The organism is Nostoc sp. (genome assembly GCF_036917195.1).
Taxonomy (GTDB): Bacteria; Cyanobacteriota; Cyanobacteriia; order Cyanobacteriales; family Nostocaceae; genus Nostoc.
The window spans coordinates 50,843-68,327 of sequence record NZ_JBALDG010000057.1 but is presented as its reverse complement, the minus strand read 5'-3'; the positions used below and the strand labels follow the sequence as shown (position 1 = coordinate 68,327).

At 42.6% G+C, this 17,485-nt stretch carries 11 protein-coding genes; 7 read left to right on the top strand and 4 right to left on the bottom strand.

The annotated features are described in order from the left end of the window. Positions 1 to 254: 254 nt before the first annotated feature. Positions 255 to 2,660: a GH116 family glycosyl hydrolase gene (locus V7K40_RS18275; RefSeq protein WP_334962065.1), complete on the bottom strand. Its 2,406-nt coding sequence runs from the start codon at positions 2,658 to 2,660 to the stop codon at positions 255 to 257. A gap of 175 nt (positions 2,661 to 2,835) precedes the next feature. On the opposite strand from V7K40_RS18275, the gene V7K40_RS18270 reads away from it, so the two are divergent. Continuing rightward, positions 2,836 to 3,309, top strand: coding sequence for a hypothetical protein (locus V7K40_RS18270; RefSeq protein ID WP_190909815.1), 474 nt, complete (start codon positions 2,836 to 2,838; stop codon positions 3,307 to 3,309). A gap of 632 nt (positions 3,310 to 3,941) precedes the next feature. Here V7K40_RS18270 and V7K40_RS18265 read toward each other — a convergent pair. Then, positions 3,942 to 4,277, bottom strand: a complete 336-nt coding sequence (locus tag V7K40_RS18265; protein WP_334962061.1) for a CU044_2847 family protein — start codon at positions 4,275 to 4,277, stop codon at positions 3,942 to 3,944. 69 nt (positions 4,278 to 4,346) lie between these two features. Here V7K40_RS18265 and V7K40_RS18260 point away from each other — a divergent pair, with 69 nt between their 5' ends. Beyond that, positions 4,347 to 8,555, top strand: coding sequence for a caspase family protein (locus V7K40_RS18260; protein ID WP_334962059.1), 4,209 nt, complete (start codon positions 4,347 to 4,349; stop codon positions 8,553 to 8,555). A gap of 656 nt (positions 8,556 to 9,211) precedes the next feature. On the opposite strand, the gene V7K40_RS18255 is transcribed toward V7K40_RS18260, so the two are convergent. After that, entirely contained in the window at positions 9,212 to 9,982 is a 771-nt protein-coding gene (locus tag V7K40_RS18255) for a Uma2 family endonuclease (protein WP_334962057.1), read from the bottom strand. 63 nt (positions 9,983 to 10,045) lie between these two features. Next, complete coding sequence (locus tag V7K40_RS18250) at positions 10,046 to 10,813, bottom strand: Uma2 family endonuclease (protein ID WP_334962055.1); 768 nt, start codon at positions 10,811 to 10,813, stop codon at positions 10,046 to 10,048. A gap of 181 nt (positions 10,814 to 10,994) precedes the next feature. Here V7K40_RS18250 and uvrA point away from each other — a divergent pair, with 181 nt between their 5' ends. The 5 genes from uvrA to V7K40_RS18225 all read left to right on the top strand — a co-directional run bounded on the left by uvrA (position 10,995) and on the right by V7K40_RS18225 (position 17,401). Further along, positions 10,995 to 13,883, top strand: coding sequence for an excinuclease ABC subunit UvrA (gene uvrA, locus V7K40_RS18245; protein ID WP_334962053.1), 2,889 nt, complete (start codon positions 10,995 to 10,997; stop codon positions 13,881 to 13,883). Between the two features lie 76 nt (positions 13,884 to 13,959). Then, positions 13,960 to 14,292, top strand: a complete 333-nt coding sequence (locus V7K40_RS18240) for a DUF6883 domain-containing protein (protein WP_334962051.1) — start codon at positions 13,960 to 13,962, stop codon at positions 14,290 to 14,292. A 17-nt stretch (positions 14,293 to 14,309) separates the two neighbouring features. Then, positions 14,310 to 14,528, top strand: coding sequence for a DUF4926 domain-containing protein (locus V7K40_RS18235; RefSeq protein WP_334962049.1), 219 nt, complete (start codon positions 14,310 to 14,312; stop codon positions 14,526 to 14,528). Between the two features lie 254 nt (positions 14,529 to 14,782). After that, positions 14,783 to 15,010, top strand: a complete 228-nt coding sequence (locus V7K40_RS18230) for a hypothetical protein (protein WP_334962047.1) — start codon at positions 14,783 to 14,785, stop codon at positions 15,008 to 15,010. Between the two features lie 153 nt (positions 15,011 to 15,163). Continuing rightward, positions 15,164 to 17,401: an RNA-directed DNA polymerase gene (locus V7K40_RS18225; protein WP_334962045.1), complete on the top strand. Its 2,238-nt coding sequence runs from the start codon at positions 15,164 to 15,166 to the stop codon at positions 17,399 to 17,401. Positions 17,402 to 17,485 lie beyond the last annotated feature (84 nt).

Sequence of the window (17,485 nt, the reverse complement as noted above, 5' to 3'; positions counted from 1 at the left end):
GCTAGTAATATTTGCATTTTTTGAAACAGTAGTCTTGAATTCTCAATCCTTCAACTATTACGATTACTGAAATTTTCCTTCGCTTCCGGAAACACTCGGAAAATAAAATCACAAATCTAGACTCTGCTTTCTCAGATGAAGATGGGCTAAATTTGCCAACCCACACACCATATGTGGAATATGACCGTTAGTAGGGGTAGCTGTGCACCCCTACGTGTAGATTGCATTAAAACGAGAAGCGCTTTGATAGCCAATCAATTAATAACTAAGTAAATTCCCCAAATCGCCATTGCCCGTAAGTAAGTGCTAGCGCGGAAAGTACCAGCTGCGGTGATAGCTTCAGGCGTGCGAAATTGCAGACCATTGTCATAAATTTGCTGCACTACAGCTTGCGTCAACCGAAACGCTTCATCTTTCATTCCCATTTGCACAAGAAAAGCCGCCAGCCCAAAGTTTATCCCCGTCCAGACTTCCAGGGGATGAGTAGCTTTGGGGTTTTCTGGTGAACCGTCAGGACGAACACCATTAGCAGCACCAAATTCACCATTGCAGAATTTCAAAAAGCACGCATCATAAACAGTTTTTAGGGCACAGAGGGCGCGATCGCTCGGTACAATATCAGGTAAGTCCAGCAGACGAGCATAAAACTGTCCGCATAATTGATCTGCCATTACCACATCAGAACCACTTTCACTATCAAGTTTGTAATATTGCCCATTCCAGAGTTTTTCTTGGTAAATAGGAAGAGATTGTTCCAACCAAGCTTCATAGATGGATTTTTGCACCTCTGTGTTCTCTGTGCCTCTGCGGTTCGTTAACAAAACATCACTGATTGCGATCGCAGCCTCTAGCGCCGCCAACCACAACCCACCACAATAGGCGCTGACACCCTGTAACCGCCAATCATCAAAAGTTTGGTCAGGCGCACCAGAATTTTCCGGAATCCCATCGCCATCAAGGTCAAAAGTTTTCAGGTAGTCGAGGGTTTGAACGATCGCATTCCAGCAATCTGCTAAAAATTCTACATCGTCAGCACCCGTGAGCAAAAAATCGCGGTATACTTGCAAGACAAAATCGCTACCCAAATCTTTCCACAAATTGCAGTCTTGATAGCTGGTGTAATTGGTTTTCTCCCAAACATGTTCATTCGGTGCGCCTAAATCGTGGGGTGTTGCACCTAGAACTTTACGAACGGCGATCGGACTTTCTGCTTTAATTGTCATGTAATAGCCAATTATTCGGGGTGTATCATCACCTTCAGGAATCGCCCTTGCAAATGCCCTGATCACCGATTTTTCTAGTTCTGGAAACAACATCAGCAGGGCAAAAGAACCATACAGCCGCACATCTAGACTTTCATACCAACGGTAATCTAAGCACTCTAGCACTGCAAACTGACCGATGGGGTCAAGTTCCGATGCTGCACTCCAGAGAGTACCACCACTGGTGAGGTCATAAAGCTCATTAAATAGAGCCATTTTAAACCAGTTGGGTAAATCTTCCCGGTCGAGAATCGGTTTTTGCCAAATTTGAATTTGCGATCGCCAGCTTTGATATTCTTGTAGCGCAGTAGATGCGATTGCCCAAGCATTATTTCCACTTTTATCAAAAAAGTCTGTGTATCTGCGATAATAGTTGACTCCAGCGGCAAATTCTGTAATGGGCAAATCCCAAGCGAGGACAAAGGGGATTTCGAGAGTTTCCCCTGGTTGGAGAGTGAAACGAAGTGCGATCGCAGCCCCTAATTGTTCACCTTCTGCTACTGGAGTTGTATCTAGATAATTGGGCAAAGAACCATCTTTAGCAAAGCTTTGCCACACCTGATCACCCGTACCATCAGGATTCCAGTGAGTGTGGTGAAATACTTCCACCTGGGGATGCTTCAGCGTCGCAATACACCAACTTCCATCGCCTTCCTTCAAAGGTTGATCACTACCAACCCGACCTAAAAGACAGCCAAACTGTTGTGTATTTTCAACTATCTGGTTGTAGTTTCCTTGACTTGCGCCCCAGCGCGGTTGGTATTCGTAAACCGGACTCCCATCATCGCGCACCCGCACTTGGGGAGATTTGAGGGCATTTGTAAACCAGCCCACCATATTTTGCCAGGTGAGCATGATGCTAAGAGTAATCGGTGCATCTGTAGGGTTGTGAGCATTCCAGAGGAATATTGCCACAGGGTAGCTAGTTTCTTGGTAATTACCTGCCCATATTGGGGAAAAATGCTCACATGTCAACTGTGCTTGAAAGATATTTTCATACACAAACCAGCTACGTGGGTAGAGCGCGTGATAATTGCCCGTCCCTTCTGTGGCGGTAAGTGTCGGATACCATTGCCAAGCCTTGAGAGTGCCATCTTCGGGCGCTTGCGTAGATAAAGCGTAGGCTTGGGAAGATGTGCCATTGGATTCAAACACACTGAATTGACAAGCGGGAACATTTTTGAAGGTATGCTCACCACCGTCGATGTGCCACAGGTTAAAGTTTCCTCGTGAAGAACGGCCGATGCAACCTGCACCAAAGCCACCTAAAGGCATACCATGCCAAGGGCCATCATCGATATTACTTGCGTAGCGGACGGTATAAGGTTTGTCCCAGCCTAAACCGATGGGACGGCTCCAAGTGCAAGAGGGAATTTCTGGAGAGAGTTGATTTGTCATCGCCTAATGTTACAGCGTGCAGTTACGTCAATGAAGACTAGCGCGATGTGCGATTTTTCTCAAGGGGCACGGCATTGCCGTGCCCCTACGTCGTGTTGTTGAAGCTTTGAACTTGGTAATTTTGTTGTATATGTGGGCACTCTAAAATTAAGCAACCTACCGGAGACTAATTTCTATGTCCACAGCCCCAATTAGTGCAACACTAGCGCAATCAGAGAGAGATGCTGTGTTGCAAGCGATCGCCACAATTAAAGAAAAGCTACCATTTTTGATTGATTTAAGTAACGAGGAGCGGAAAGCTTTACCCAAAATGGGAGATAAAAGCCGCGCTTTTGTAAGCAAAGCATTAGAGGTGGCGACACAGAACCCAGAGTTTTTACCGCGATCGTTTGACCTTAATGAGATGCGGAAAGACGTACAATTATTTGAAGCTTTGTATCCAGTATTGCTGTCTTTGTCACAATTACAAGAGTTGCTGGATGATACTTCGCTAGCAGTGGGTAGTGAAGCTTATGCAGCCGCCTTGCAGGTGTATAACTATGCCAAAGCTAGTGGACAAGGCGCTGGTTTAGATGGAGTAGTTGAGGAAATGGGGCAAAGGTTCGCCCGTAAATCACGGAAATCCAAGCCTCAAGCAGCAGCGTTGTAGAAAATAACTCGCTAATTGCACTTCAAAGGTGCAACATTGCAGATCAGAACTCGGATGTTGGAGTAAATTGCTCGACGTTCCGAGTTCTGAACTCCAAGCTTCAACCTCAGAACATAAAATTTCGAGATGAGAACACGAAACTTGAAGCTCTGAACAGCAACGTCCGAGATCCAAAGGTGAATGATAGTGAGTGGAGGGCGATCGCTCACCCTTTGAACTCGGAAGTTCGTGTTCTATGAGTGAATGATGATGAATCGAAGGCGATCGCTTCTGTAATAATTAGGCTAGCCGACATTATAAAGATGTCCCAAATCATCAGCTTCGTTGTCATCCCGCAGGGGAATTAAATTCCTCTGCTAATAGCTAAAGTCCTCTTCAGAAGATTAAGGAAAGATTTCAGTCCACTTGAGTGGACTTGCGCTATGAGCCTGGAAATTTATTTCCGGGCGGGATATGAATAAGCACGATAATCCAACTATTGCGCTTCTGGGTTGAGTCCAATACAGACCTAACCCCCAGCCCCTTCCCTACAAGGGAAGGGGAGTAAATTCAAAGCCTCTCTCCTTTTAGGAGAGAGGTTTGGAGAGAGGTCAAAGTGTATTGCATACAAACGAAAAGCCCTATATTGCTATTTATTGCTTCTTCTCAGGAAACTTATACTTAACCTCGATTTCAAAATTACTTTCCGCCGAACCTTCAGTTAAAAACGGAATGCCAGTTTTTCCACCCAGCTTGATGCCAAACTTAACTGTTACCTCCTCAGCGTCAGGTAAATTCTTGAATGCACCAACAGCTAACTTGGCATAATTACGAATTCTGCCCTGAAATTCTTGAATATTTAGCGTGGGTAAACCATCACGGTATCCCGGTTCCTCTTCCTCTGGAACTTCAGAAGCGGTATTTGATTCTATGTAGATTTCGTACTCTTGATCGTCTTCTTTGATAATTAAACGTTGCACTTCTGACATAATAGCCTCAGTTACTCTTGAAGTTATTCTTAGTAAGATTAGGCCAAAACGGATGCCAGGTTAGATTATATGGCTAGATATGCATTGGTATTGGGAATTGCTAAATATGACAATTTCACCAACCTACCAAAGGCTGTCAATGATGCTGAATACATCGCCCAACTGCTGCGCGAACAAGGTAGATTCGATGTTCAGCCTTTACCTGGCAAGTTAATCGAGAGTGAGAATCGCTGGCAAATCACACCTGATAAAAAGTTAACTGGTAAAGAACTCGGACAAGCACTGAGAATATTTTTGTTAGAAAAAGCCAAAGGTGCGGAGGCATTAATTTATTTTGCCGGACATGGATTTGAAGCACCCAGCCTGACAGGTGAAGCCAAAGGGTATTTGGCAACATCGGATTGTAACAAAGATGGACAAAATGCGATCGCCTTTGATGACCTCAACACTTTAATCAGTAAATCTCAACTCAGCAGCTTAGTGGTATTGCTGGACTGCTGCTATGCTGGGTCTTTTCTGGAAAGAAGTTTTATCAACTCTGGTTTCTCTATTTTCAACAGCAAACAAGACTACTGCTTAATTACAGCCTCTCGTGCCTTTGAAAGAGCGCGGGAAGATGCCGAAGGTGGGATTTTCACCAAAGCTATTCTCAAAGGACTTGCTGAAGATAAAGCTGATGAAGCTACCGGGGAAATTAATGTCAACGACTTAATGAGCTTTGTATCGCGGGAACTCAAGGGAAGTGGACAAGAAGCAATTTACATGGGTGGCGGTAGGTCAATTCCTTTGGTTTGGTATCCACCGAAGAATCCGGTAGCGGTTGGGGTGGTGAGTGAAGAATCTCCCTATCGGGGATTACAAGCTTTTGACAAAGAACACGCCAAGTTCTTTTTTGGTCGGCAAAAAGTAGTTAGCTTAATTCAACAAAAACTCACTCAAGCTAACTTTATTCCCATCATTGGCGCTTCGGGGAGTGGTAAATCTTCTGTAGTGCGGGCAGGTTTGATTCCAGTGTTAGAAAAAAATGGTTGGCGAATCTTAGAACCAATTTTGCCTGGAGTTCAACCTTTAGCAGAGTTAAAACGAGCCTTTACCCAGTTATTTGAACGCACGGAAATTAGGGAAATCTCCGCTTTCATTGACACAGAAGGTTTATCTCCAGTAATTTCTAGGCTGACTGGTTCTGAGCGTTACTTGTTGGTGGTAGATCAATTTGAAGAAATTTTTACCCTTGGTTCTCAGGAAGAAGAAAGACAGCGATTTATTGAGTTGTTAACCCAAGTTTCTCAAGGGCGGTTAGCAATTATCACCACGATGCGAGCGGATTTTCTGGAATACTGTTTAAACTATAAATCGCTGACGCAACTAATTCAGGAACAGGCTGTGTATATGCCGCCATTACTAGGGGCAGAATTAGAAGAAGCGATTGAATCCCCAGCCAACTTACAAGGTTATCAGTTACAAAGAGGTTTACTCGGAACGATCCGGCAAGAAGTAGTGGGGCAAGAGAAAGGCTGCTTACCATTATTACAGTTTGCCCTGACTGAACTTTGGGAACAGCGCGATAAACCAACTCAACAGTTAACAATTGCTAAGTTTAACGAACTAGGTGGAGTCATTGGGGCGTTGAACCGTCATGCAGAAAATTTGTATGCAAGTTTCACCAAACAGCAGCAACCTTGGGTAAAGCGAATTTTCTTAAAATTGGTGCGTACTGGTGCAGAAAGTAAGGATACCCGACAGCGACAACCAAAACAGGAATTGTTAAGTCTTGCTGGTGAAAACCCAGATGAGCAGCAAGTGATAAATCAAGTTATAGAAAAGCTGATCCAAGGACGCTTAATAGTAACTGACACAGAAGCCAGAGAAGAAGTTTGGATTGATTTAGCCCATGAAGCCTTAATTGATGGTTGGCAGAGGTTGCGAGAATGGCGACAACAAGACCGAGACTTGCGGCAGTTGAGTGATAGATTAGCAGATGCTTTGCAAGAATGGTTGCACAAGGAAGAAGATGAAAAATACCTCATGCCAAGAGGATTGTTAGCAGAGGTGCAAAAAAATTGGGAAAAGTTAAAGCCTGATTTATCATCTCAAGCCAAGGACTTTTATCAACTCAGTGTTGCTTATGAACAGCACCAGATTGCCACATTAGAAAAGGCACTTACTGAATCACGATTGCGAGAGAAAGCCGCAAGAGTACTAAATTTACTAACAGTAAAACCGCTAGATAGTCTATTGCTAGCTATTCAATCAATGGGTGAAAATCGAGAACAAATGCCTGACAAGGTTCTCAACCCAGTTCTGACTTGCTTGCATAGAGTGATTGAAATAGTCAGAGTACCAATTCCTCTCGAAGGACATAAAAAATCTGTAACTTCAGTAGCTTTTAGCCCAGATGGCAAGATGATCGCTAGTGGCAGTTTAGATAGCAAAGTACGGCTATGGAATATACAGGGTAACTCTATAAGTAACTCTTTTTGCGGACACAAGGATTCTGTATGGTCAGTAGCTTTTAGCCCAGATGGCAAGATGATTGCTAGTGGTAGCTATGATGAGACAGTACGTTTGTGGAACTTGCAAGGCAAGCCCATTGGACAACCCTTCATAGGACATAAGGATGCTGTGTGGTCAGTAGCTTTCAGCCTAGATGGACAGATGATTGTTAGTGCCAGTAGCGACAGAACAGTAAGGTTGTGGAACTTGCACGGTGAACCGATTGGTCAACCCCTCCAGGGACATGAGGATAATGTTGGTGCAGTAGCCTTTAGTCCAGATGGCAAGATGATTGTCAGTGGTAGTAACGACAAAACAGTAAGGTTGTGGAACTTGCATGGTGAACCGATTGGTCAACCCTTTCAGGGGCATGAGGATAATGTTGTTGCAGTAGCCTTTAGTCCAGATGGCAAGATGATTGTCAGTGGTAGTAACGACAAAACATTGCGGTTGTGGAATTTAGAGAACATCTTGTCGTGGGAAATCCAGGGACACCCCATTGGTCAACCATTTTGGGGTCACGAGGATACTGTCTACTCGGTAGCTTTTAGCCCAGATGGGCAGCAGATTGTTAGTAGCAGTAATGACAACACGATCCGATTGTGGAACCTCCAAGGACAGCTGAACAGCGAAGCTTTGAGGGGGCAAAACAATTCAATTTTCAAAGAAAATAGTTTTTGGTCGGTAGCCTTTAGCCCAGATGGGCAGCAGATTGTTAGTAGCAGTAATGACAACAAAGTACTGTTGTGGGACATCAAAAGCTACTCTGTTGGTCAACCCTTCCGGGGACATCAGAAGTGTGTAACCTCTGTTGCCGTTAGTCCTAACGGGCAAATGATAGTTACTGCTAGTGACGACAGCACAGTAAGATTATGGGACATCCAAGGAAACCCTATTGGTGATTCATTTTTTGGACATGAACATTATGTTTTGACAGTTGCCTTTAGTCCTAACGGACAGATTATTGCCAGTAGTGGTTGGGATGGCACAGTACGGTTATGGAATCTCCAAGGTAACTTAATTGCTCCACCTTTCCAGGGAGATGTAAACTCTGTTGGTGCAGTTGCCTTTAGCCTAGATGGAAAGATGATTGTCACTGGCAATAATAATGGAACAATAAGGTTATGGGACTTAGAAGGCAATCCCATTGCTCAACCTTTCCGAGGTCATGAATGTCTAGTTAATTCAGTAGCTTTTAGCCCAGATGGACAAATGATTGTCAGTGGTAGTTGGGACAATACAGTACGATTGTGGGACTTGCAAGGCAACCTTATCGGTCAACCTTTACAAGGTCATGAAAATTATGTTAATTCAGTAGCTTTTAGCCCAGATGGACAAATGATTGTCAGTGGTAGTTGGGACAATACAGTACGATTGTGGGACTTGCAAGGCAACCCTATCTGTCAACCTTTCCAAGGTCATGAGGATTATGTTAATTCAGTAGCTTTTAGCCCAGATGGACAGATGATTGTTAGTGGTAGCAGAGACAATACAGTACGCTTATGGGATATTGAGGGTCGCCTCATTGGCCAACCTTTGCGAGGACATACAAATTGTGTTCGTGCAGTCACCTTTAGCCCAGATGGACAGACAATTATTAGTGGTAGCCATGACAATACAGTACGATTATGGCGAGTTGGTTGGCGTATCTGTCTGGAAGTTTGCTGTAACCGCCTCCGCTATCATCCCATCTTCACCAATCCGCAAACAGAGGAAGCAAAAGCTGCTTGCGAAGTCTGCCGTAAATATGTTTGGAGTAAAGAAGAAGATAAAAGCGGGGATTAATCAGAAGAAAATAGGAGAAATAAACCTCTAATCTTCAATGTTGAGGCTCAGAACTCTAGTTTTCAGCTTCCGAACTCGGAACTTCGACCTTTTTACTCGGAACTTTGACCTTTTTACTCGGAACTTTGACCTTTTTACTCGAAACTCCGACCTTTTTACTCAGAACTCCGACCTTTTTACTCAGAGCTCCGACCTTTCAACTCGGAAGTTCGACCTCTGAACTGCAACAACCGAGATCCAAGGGTGAATGATGATGATTAAAAGGCAAATACTTACCTTACTATCCCATTTTCACAAACCTGCAAACTAAAGCTACCACAAATATCTTGCGTAAGTCCTGCATAATATCTATTAATGTCAACTTAAGAAGGTTTTGCCCAAATTTGTTAGGTGCAAGCGTCAATCTCAAGGGTGACGCTGACGCCTGGTTTTGACTAATCCAAACAGCTTTTGCTGTTCCAGCGATGTAATGTTGTACTGCGTTTGAATAGGAAGCGCTATATTGCTACTTTCTTTAGTTGCAAATGCGTAGGCGTAGCCCGCACTTCTCTACGAGACGCTCTTGCTAGCTTGCTTCCCCGTAGGGGTACGACATAGTTCGACTGCGCTCACCAGCCGCTCAGTGACCATCGTAGACATCGCTTTGAAGTAATATCTTAAACTTCCGGTTCGACTCCCAAGGCTCTTAACTGGGCTGCTAATTGTTCTGCACGCTGGCGTTCTTGTTCTGCACGCTGGCGTTCTTGTTCTGCACGCTCTTGAGCAGCATTTTTCTCTTGCTGTACTTTTGCTGCTAACTCCGAACCCCACAACAATAACTCTCCATTTTCATTCCACCAACGCAACCAATAACCTGTGCGATTTTCTCGCCCTCCCTGCCAGATACCTAGAAACAGGTTCATTTCAGCAATCCAGTAACGGTTATTTACGTCTGCGGACTCTAGTTGATAATGTCCTGAATCATCCAACCGATAAACTTCTAAAACTCCGCCGTCTGGTTCAAAAATGGCATAGTTTGGTACTTGTAAAATCTGCTCATAATAAAACCATTTTCCAGGAGGATAGGTTGGTTTAATAGAATACTCACTACCTTCAGTGTCTGAGAGAAATTCCATCACAATTACAGGAATATCACCCTGAAGTTTAGGAGTATAACTGCGATTAACCTCCTTTCTTGACACCCGAATTGAGGGCACATATCCCCAATCTGGTGCTTTGACTACAAATTGGCGATTCAAGGTGGCACAAATACCATAGTTAGTCATGGTTAAGGCGTTGACTGGCAATCTTCCAGCTAGTTCTAAGCTTTCTGTTAAAGCCGCGGCCAAGGCTGGCTGATTAATGTTATCCACTGGCTCGTCGTCTAAAACAAAATCATCAGGTAACTTTTCCCAAGTAACTTCATAGGTGGCTGTATTGGCTAGCATAATCAGAATATCTCAATTACAACTTCAATTTCTAATAGCTTGATTAAAAAATTGCACATGGCGTTACTCCTGAGCAAGCAATCGCACTTCTTCCACTGACAATCCCAAAGCTTGGGCAATCTGTTCGATGCTCAAATCCATTTGTAATAATCGGGGTATGGCATCTCTTCTGGCTTGTTCTGCAAGTTCCGCCCGTTGTCGTTCTTGCTCGGCTCGTTGTCGTTCTTGCTCGGCTCGTTGTCGTTCTTGCTCGGCGTTACGAGAAATTTCTGTGTAAGTTAAAAACCGTTCTCCATCGGGACGATATAGCTGCAAACCCACTGGTAATGGAGCAAAGCGAATTTTTAACCGAGGACTCACCCAATCTTCCATTAGGGGGATGACATCTAAACCGTCTTCACCACGCAACCATGCACGCAAATTATTCCGATCAGGATCGTAAATGTAGTATTCTTCTACCCCATAGCGATCATAGAAAAGTAATTTCTTGTCCATTTCAGTTTGGGTGTTGCTGGGAGAAAGAATTTCAAACACTACTTGTGGTGCAACTCCCTCCTCTTTCCATTGTTGGTAGCACAGGCGATCGCCTTTTGGTCTACCCAATACCACCATCACATCTGGGGCGTTAACAATTTTGTTGCGTCCCTCTAGCGGATACCAAAATAAATCCCCAGCGACAAATACATTTGGATCGTCAGCAAATAGCCACTCTATGTTCTGCTTAATTTCTACAATCCAGCCAAACTGTATGGTATTATTTGCCACTGGTTGTCCATCACTATCGGGGTAGATGACCTCTGGCTGGGTAGGCGGTTGGATTTGCAATACCATAGCTTCACCCTCAGAAGGATTTAAATCGGGATGCTTCCAAATTAGCAGACTCTTAAGGATGTCTGCGGGATGAATCTGGAGGAAGAACTAACTAAAACAGTACGATTGTTCTACTATAAACTGATTAAAGATAGTATTATTAAGGACTGTTTCATAGGAAACTCCCTCTTCGCCGCCCAATATGTCAGACAAACAGCTAGCAGCATCCTTGAACGGACATCTTCCCTACCCCAGCCAGAACAGCCAGAATACCATTCGGATTCGGGGTGCTAGGCAGCATAATCTGAAAAATATTGACTTGGAATTGCCACGCGATCGCCTGATTGTCTTCACTGGCGTTTCTGGTTCTGGTAAGTCTTCCCTGGCGTTTGATACAATTTTCGCTGAAGGGCAACGTCGCTACGTGGAATCCCTCAGCGCCTACGCACGGCAATTTTTAGGACAACTGGATAAGCCGGATGTGGAAGCGATTGAAGGCTTAAGTCCAGCAATTTCCATTGACCAAAAGTCAACCTCTCATAACCCCCGTTCCACTGTGGGTACGGTGACAGAGATTTACGACTATTTGCGGCTATTGTTTGGTCGGGCTGGTGAACCCCATTGTCCGATATGCGATCGCTGTATTGCACCCCAGACAATCGATGAGATGTGCGATCGGATTATGGAATTACCAGACCGCACCCGCTTTCAAATCCTTGCACCTGTTGTCCGGGGAAAAAAAGGCACACACCGTAAGCTTTTGTCAAGTCTGGCTTCTCAAGGTTTTGTCCGCGTGCGGATCGATGGCGAGATCCGCGAACTGTCAGATTCGATTGAATTGGATAAAAATTTTACCCACACCATCGAAGTGGTAATTGACCGCTTGGTGAAAAAGGCTGGTATTCAAGAGCGTTTGGTTGATTCCCTGTCTACATGTCTCAAGCAATCGGGTGGTATTGCGGCGATTCTTGTGAGTTTACTTGGTGACGATGGACAAGAAAAAGAAGAAGAATTAGTATTTTCGGAAAATTTTGCTTGTCCAGAACATGGCGCGGTAATGGAGGAACTATCGCCGCGATTATTCTCCTTTAACTCACCTTATGGTGCTTGTCCGCACTGTCATGGAATCGGGACTTTAAGAAGATTTGCGCCAGACTTGATCATACCTGACCCAGAAGCGCCAGTTTATGCGGCGATCGCACCTTGGTCAGAAAAAGATAATTCTTATTATCTGGAATTACTCTATAGTGTGGGACAGATTTATGGGTTTGAGTTACAGACAAATTGGAGCAAGCTGACAGAAGAACAGCAGCAAACTATTTTGTATGGAGAGAAAAATGAACGAACCGCAGAGGCTCAGAGGAAGCAGAGTTTTAAAGGTGCTATTCCAATTTTGCAACGGCAGTATGAGGGTGGTTCGGAATTAGTTAAGCAAAAATTAGAGCAGTTTTTAATTGATCAGCCGTGTGAAGTTTGTCAGGGAAAACGGTTAAAACCGGAAGCCTTGGCGGTGAAGTTGGGACAATATGGAATTTTAGAATTAACTGGCGTATCGATTCGGGATTGTCGAGAGAGAATTGAGCAATTCAAGTTGAGCGATCGCCAGTTGCAAATTGCTGATTTAGTCCTGAGAGAAATCAAAGCTAGATTGCAATTTTTGTTAGATGTAGGTTTAGATTACCTTACCCTTGATCGTCCCGCCATGACCCTTTCTGGTGGGGAAGCCCAACGAATTCGTCTAGCAACACAAATTGGTTCTGGTTTAACAGGAGTTCTCTACGTTTTAGATGAACCGAGTATTGGTTTGCATCAACGAGATAATGGCAGGTTGCTCAAAACCTTAACGAAATTGCGTGATTTAGGTAATACATTAATTGTTGTTGAACATGATGAAGAAACAATTCGTGCAGCTAACTACATAGTTGATATTGGCCCTGGTGCAGGAATTCACGGCGGAAATATTATCGCCCAAGGTGATTTTCAGGCGTTATTAGCAGCAGAAGATTCCTTGACGGGTGCTTATTTATCAGGAAGACGGGTAATTACCACACCAGCAGAACGCCGAGAAGGAAATGGGCGCAGTTTGGGAATTCAAAATGCCCATCGCAACAATTTAAGAAATATAGATGTAGAAATTCCATTAGGTAAACTTGTCTCTATTACTGGTGTGTCTGGTTCTGGCAAATCTACCCTGATTAACGAATTACTGTATCCATCTCTGCAACATCATTTAACTAAGAAAGTTCCCTTACCGAGACATTTGGATAAAATTCAGGGATTGAATGCGATTGATAAAGCGATCGTTATCGACCAATCACCTATTGGACGCACACCACGTTCTAACCCTGCAACTTACACAGGAATTTTCGATGCAATTCGGGATGTGTTTTCCCAAACAGTAGAAGCCAAAGCTAGGGGCTACAAACCTGGACAATTTTCTTTTAACGTTAAAGGTGGACGTTGCGAAGCTTGTAGCGGACAGGGTGTGAATGTTATTGAAATGAACTTTCTCCCAGATGTTTACGTGCAATGCGAAATTTGTAAAGGTGCAAGATACAACCGTGAAACATTGCAGGTAAAGTACAAGGATAAGTCTATTTCTGATGTTTTGAGAATGACAGTTGAGGAAAGTTTAGACTTTTTTCAAAATATTCCCAAAGCGATCGCGCGTTTGCAAACTTTATTTGATGTCGGGTTGGGTTATGTCCAACTAGGACAACCTGCGACTACCTTATCTGGTGGTGAAGCACAACGGGTGAAATTGGCAACAGAACTATCTCGACGCGCCACAGGTAAGACACTTTATTTAATCGATGAACCGACAACAGGGTTATCTTTTTACGATGTCCATAAATTATTGGATGTGTTGCAAAGATTGGTAGATAAAGGTAATTCAATTTTAGTAATTGAACACAACTTAGATGTAATTCGTTGTTCTGACTGGGTGATAGATTTGGGACCAGAAGGTGGCGACAAAGGGGGAGAATTGATTGCTGTGGGGACACCGGAGGAAGTTGCAAAAAATCCCAGGTCTTATACTGGACAATATTTGCAGCAGGTTTTGAAACAGTATCCGGCGATGAAATCTTAGTCTTTTCCAAGTAGGGTGCATTAGATACAGGTCATATTTAGGTTAAAAAAGCGGAGAAGGTTGTAGCAAACGTATTATGAAACTTCCTAACCGTGAATGCGCTATCGTTGAAATGGATAAAATCGTGGGTTACTGTCTCAACCCAGAACATCCAGAGGGAAAACACAAAGCTCGTGTATTTAAATCTGCACTAGACTTAAATTTAGATGATGCAAAAGAATTACAAGCGATCCTTTTACAAGCTGTAGCAAATTATGATGCTATCCTTGGTAAAAAAAATTCATACGGTCAAAAATATATCATTGATTTTCCCCTAAATCGTTCAGATAAACAAGCAATTATTCAAAGCGTTTGGATAGTGCGTAATAATGAAGGCTTCCCCCGCCTAGTCACCTGTTATGTAATCTAAGCAATGAGGTAATACCAATGAAATTATTAGATGTGGTTGCTCTAACTGAAGACTTAGCAGAATTGGGATTGCATCGCGGTCAAGTAGGAACGATTGTAGAAGAATATGAACCTGGAGTTTTTGAAGTAGAATTTAGCGACTTAACAGGAAAAGCTTATGCCGTAGAAACTTTAAATGCTAGCAAGCTAATGGCTTTATATCATCAACCAATTGGTGGAAAAACATTATTGGTTTAACTACCCTCCTAACGGTACTTTTGAGGTCGGCTCAACACCCACAACATATCTGGTTCTAGAGAGGGCGGGATTATAGCGATATAGCTAATTATCTACAGTAAAACCCTCAGAGTGCTTATAACACCAAAGGTTTTCTTAGTTCATAAAAAATATATTCAGTACACTAATAATAGTATTGGATAAAAAAGCTACTGTTATAGAGAGATGAACCGACAACAGGGTTATCTTTTTACGATGTCCATAAGTTATTGGATGTGTTGCAAAGATTGGTGGATAAAGGCAATTCAATTTTAGTAATTGAACACAACTTAGATGTAATTCGTTGTTCTGACTGGGTGATAGATTTGGGGCCAGAAGGTGGCGACAAAGGGGGAGAATTGATTGCTGTGGGGACACCGGAGGAAGTTGCAAAAAATTCCAAGTCTTATACTGGACAATATTTGCAACAGGTTTTGAAACAGTATCCGACGCTGAAGAAGTAGTAGGGCGGTGAGGTGTGTTATTGAAAATTAAAGTATCTCATGTAGATTATTGAAAACTTTACTTTGGGCTTCACTTTAATAAATGTGTAATTAATTGTATTATCAATGTAGTGCAATATAATTGAAACTGCCCACAAGTAATTATTGTTACAAATGAACACTAGTACTTCAATATATGATAGCTTTATCAGCCTTGATAATCTCAAACTTGCTTGGGAGCGTGTTCGCTACTTTGATCGCTCTGATTCACGAGACTGGATTGGCCTAAAAGTATTTGCTGCCAATCGTGACCACAACCTTGAACTACTCAGACAAACTTTGACGGGGAGAACTTTTGAAGCTTCATACCCAGAAATTAAGTATCTTCCCAAGGCATCTCAGACTTTGCGTCCAATGGCAATACTGGCAGTTAGCGATCGTGTTGTCTATCAAGCCATAGCTAATGTTGTGGCTGAAAAGGCTAGACCAATTTTGTCTACAGCAGCTAATCGACAGTCTTTTGCTAATGTTTTGTCTGCTCCAGTACAGAAACCTATGTTTATGCCCTGGAAAATACAGTATCGCCTTTTCCAAAAAAAGTTTCAAACTCTGTATGAAGAAGGTAATGTTTGGTTAGCAGAAACAGACATGGCCGCTTTTTACGAGACGATAGACCAAACCATGTTGATCAAGTATCTGCGTGAACAACAGCTAGTTGATGACCTAACAGCGGAACATCTCCGCACATACTTACCTATCTGGGCTTCAGTTAAAGGAGGAGAAACAATCAATCGTGGACTCCCACAAGGGTGCTTGGCATCAGATTTCTTCGCAAATCTTTTCCTGTATGGATTTGACAGGGAACTTTCTGTCCAAGAGTACCACTATATTCGATATGTAGATGACATTAGGTTACTTGCCAGAACTAGAGAAGCAGTTCAGCAAGGACTTATCAGAATTGACAGAACCTTAAAAACTTTAGGACTCCTTATACAAACTACTAAAACCACAGTACGTCAAATTAGCAATTTTGCCGAAGAAGCGGATCGAATGGCATCTAAACTATCAGAAGTAGATCGCAGATTTCGTGAGCTAAATGAGATACCAGACACAACATTACCTGATTCTTTAGCAGAACCATCATTACATGACGTTGCTCTTTTAGGTGAGGATTGTGAAATAGGCAATCGCAGCCTAGATTTATTAATAGCTACTTCGGGATTACAAGAAGATTTACTTGAGTTGTTTTGGCAATCAAAAAAGTCTATTGATGCTGGTGGAAATAATCCGTTTGCTGAACGTCATTTAAAGTTCTGTCTGTATCGTTTAGATCCGAATCCTGCAATTGTAACTGCAATACTACCATACTTGCTCGATAAACCTTGGCTTACCCAGTCGTTACATCAATATTTAAGAAAATGCGAACTTGATAAAGATGCTCTTGAGTTTCTTGATAAAAATATTATTGCTATACATAGTGTATATGACAGCACTGTAACATTTGCAATTGAAACTTTGATGCGCCAGAATTTTTCACTTCGTTATCATCATGGTTTATTTAGAAAATGGCTAACTGATAATAAGCGGGACTGGCCCTTACTTTGTGCTGCTGTAATGGCGTTAGGAGATAACCAAGAGAACATGAGTGTTTTGCTCAACGTAATTTCATCTTCTTCATATAGTCCATCAGTAAGACGTACAGCAATTATTCAAGCCTTACGACTGGCAATTGATGAGCATGAAGCTCTATGCATTCTCAAACAGAGCATTTATGACAAGTCACCAATTGTGATTGATACTTTGCTATACCAGCTATACGTTGAACATGGTCTAACAATAAAGAAATTGGGTCTTGATGAAACCCAGCAACTCAGTGAATACTTGAGAAACTCTGCCAGAGGGTATGATAATTCGTTGCCTCATCTTCAACCATGCTACATACGGTACATTTTTACAAGATTTTACAGAGTCAACTTTTCTCAGTCAGTAGACTTTCATGCTTTACTAGGTTTGGCATATCAACGTGCAACTGATTTTCTATGGCAATCAGATAAATCATACCTTTCTAACGCTTCGAGATATGCGTCTCAGTTAGATTTGTTCCATGAAGAATTACTCTATCCCATACTTGTAGAGAAACTAAAGTTGAAACCCAGTAGGGAAGATGTTGCAAAAATGTCTTTACCAAGCAGAATGCAACACATTCATAGTCAAGAACAAAAACTTAGGATATTTGCTAGTGGGTTACTCAAGTGTCATGATTTGAGATCATCAAGTATAGAAGCTCATACTCGGTTAGATAAAATTTTAGATCCAACAAACCCAGTTAGCTGGCATGAGCGCGATGCTCTCAAAAAGCAACTATGTGGTGCTTATCAAGAATTGGTAGATTGGCTGTTGCAAAATAAGTAATGATATTTGTGTATCATATCAATTATCTACAATACCGCTAGTTTAATATCTTTAAAATAATTTTCTAGCGGTATAAGACTAACT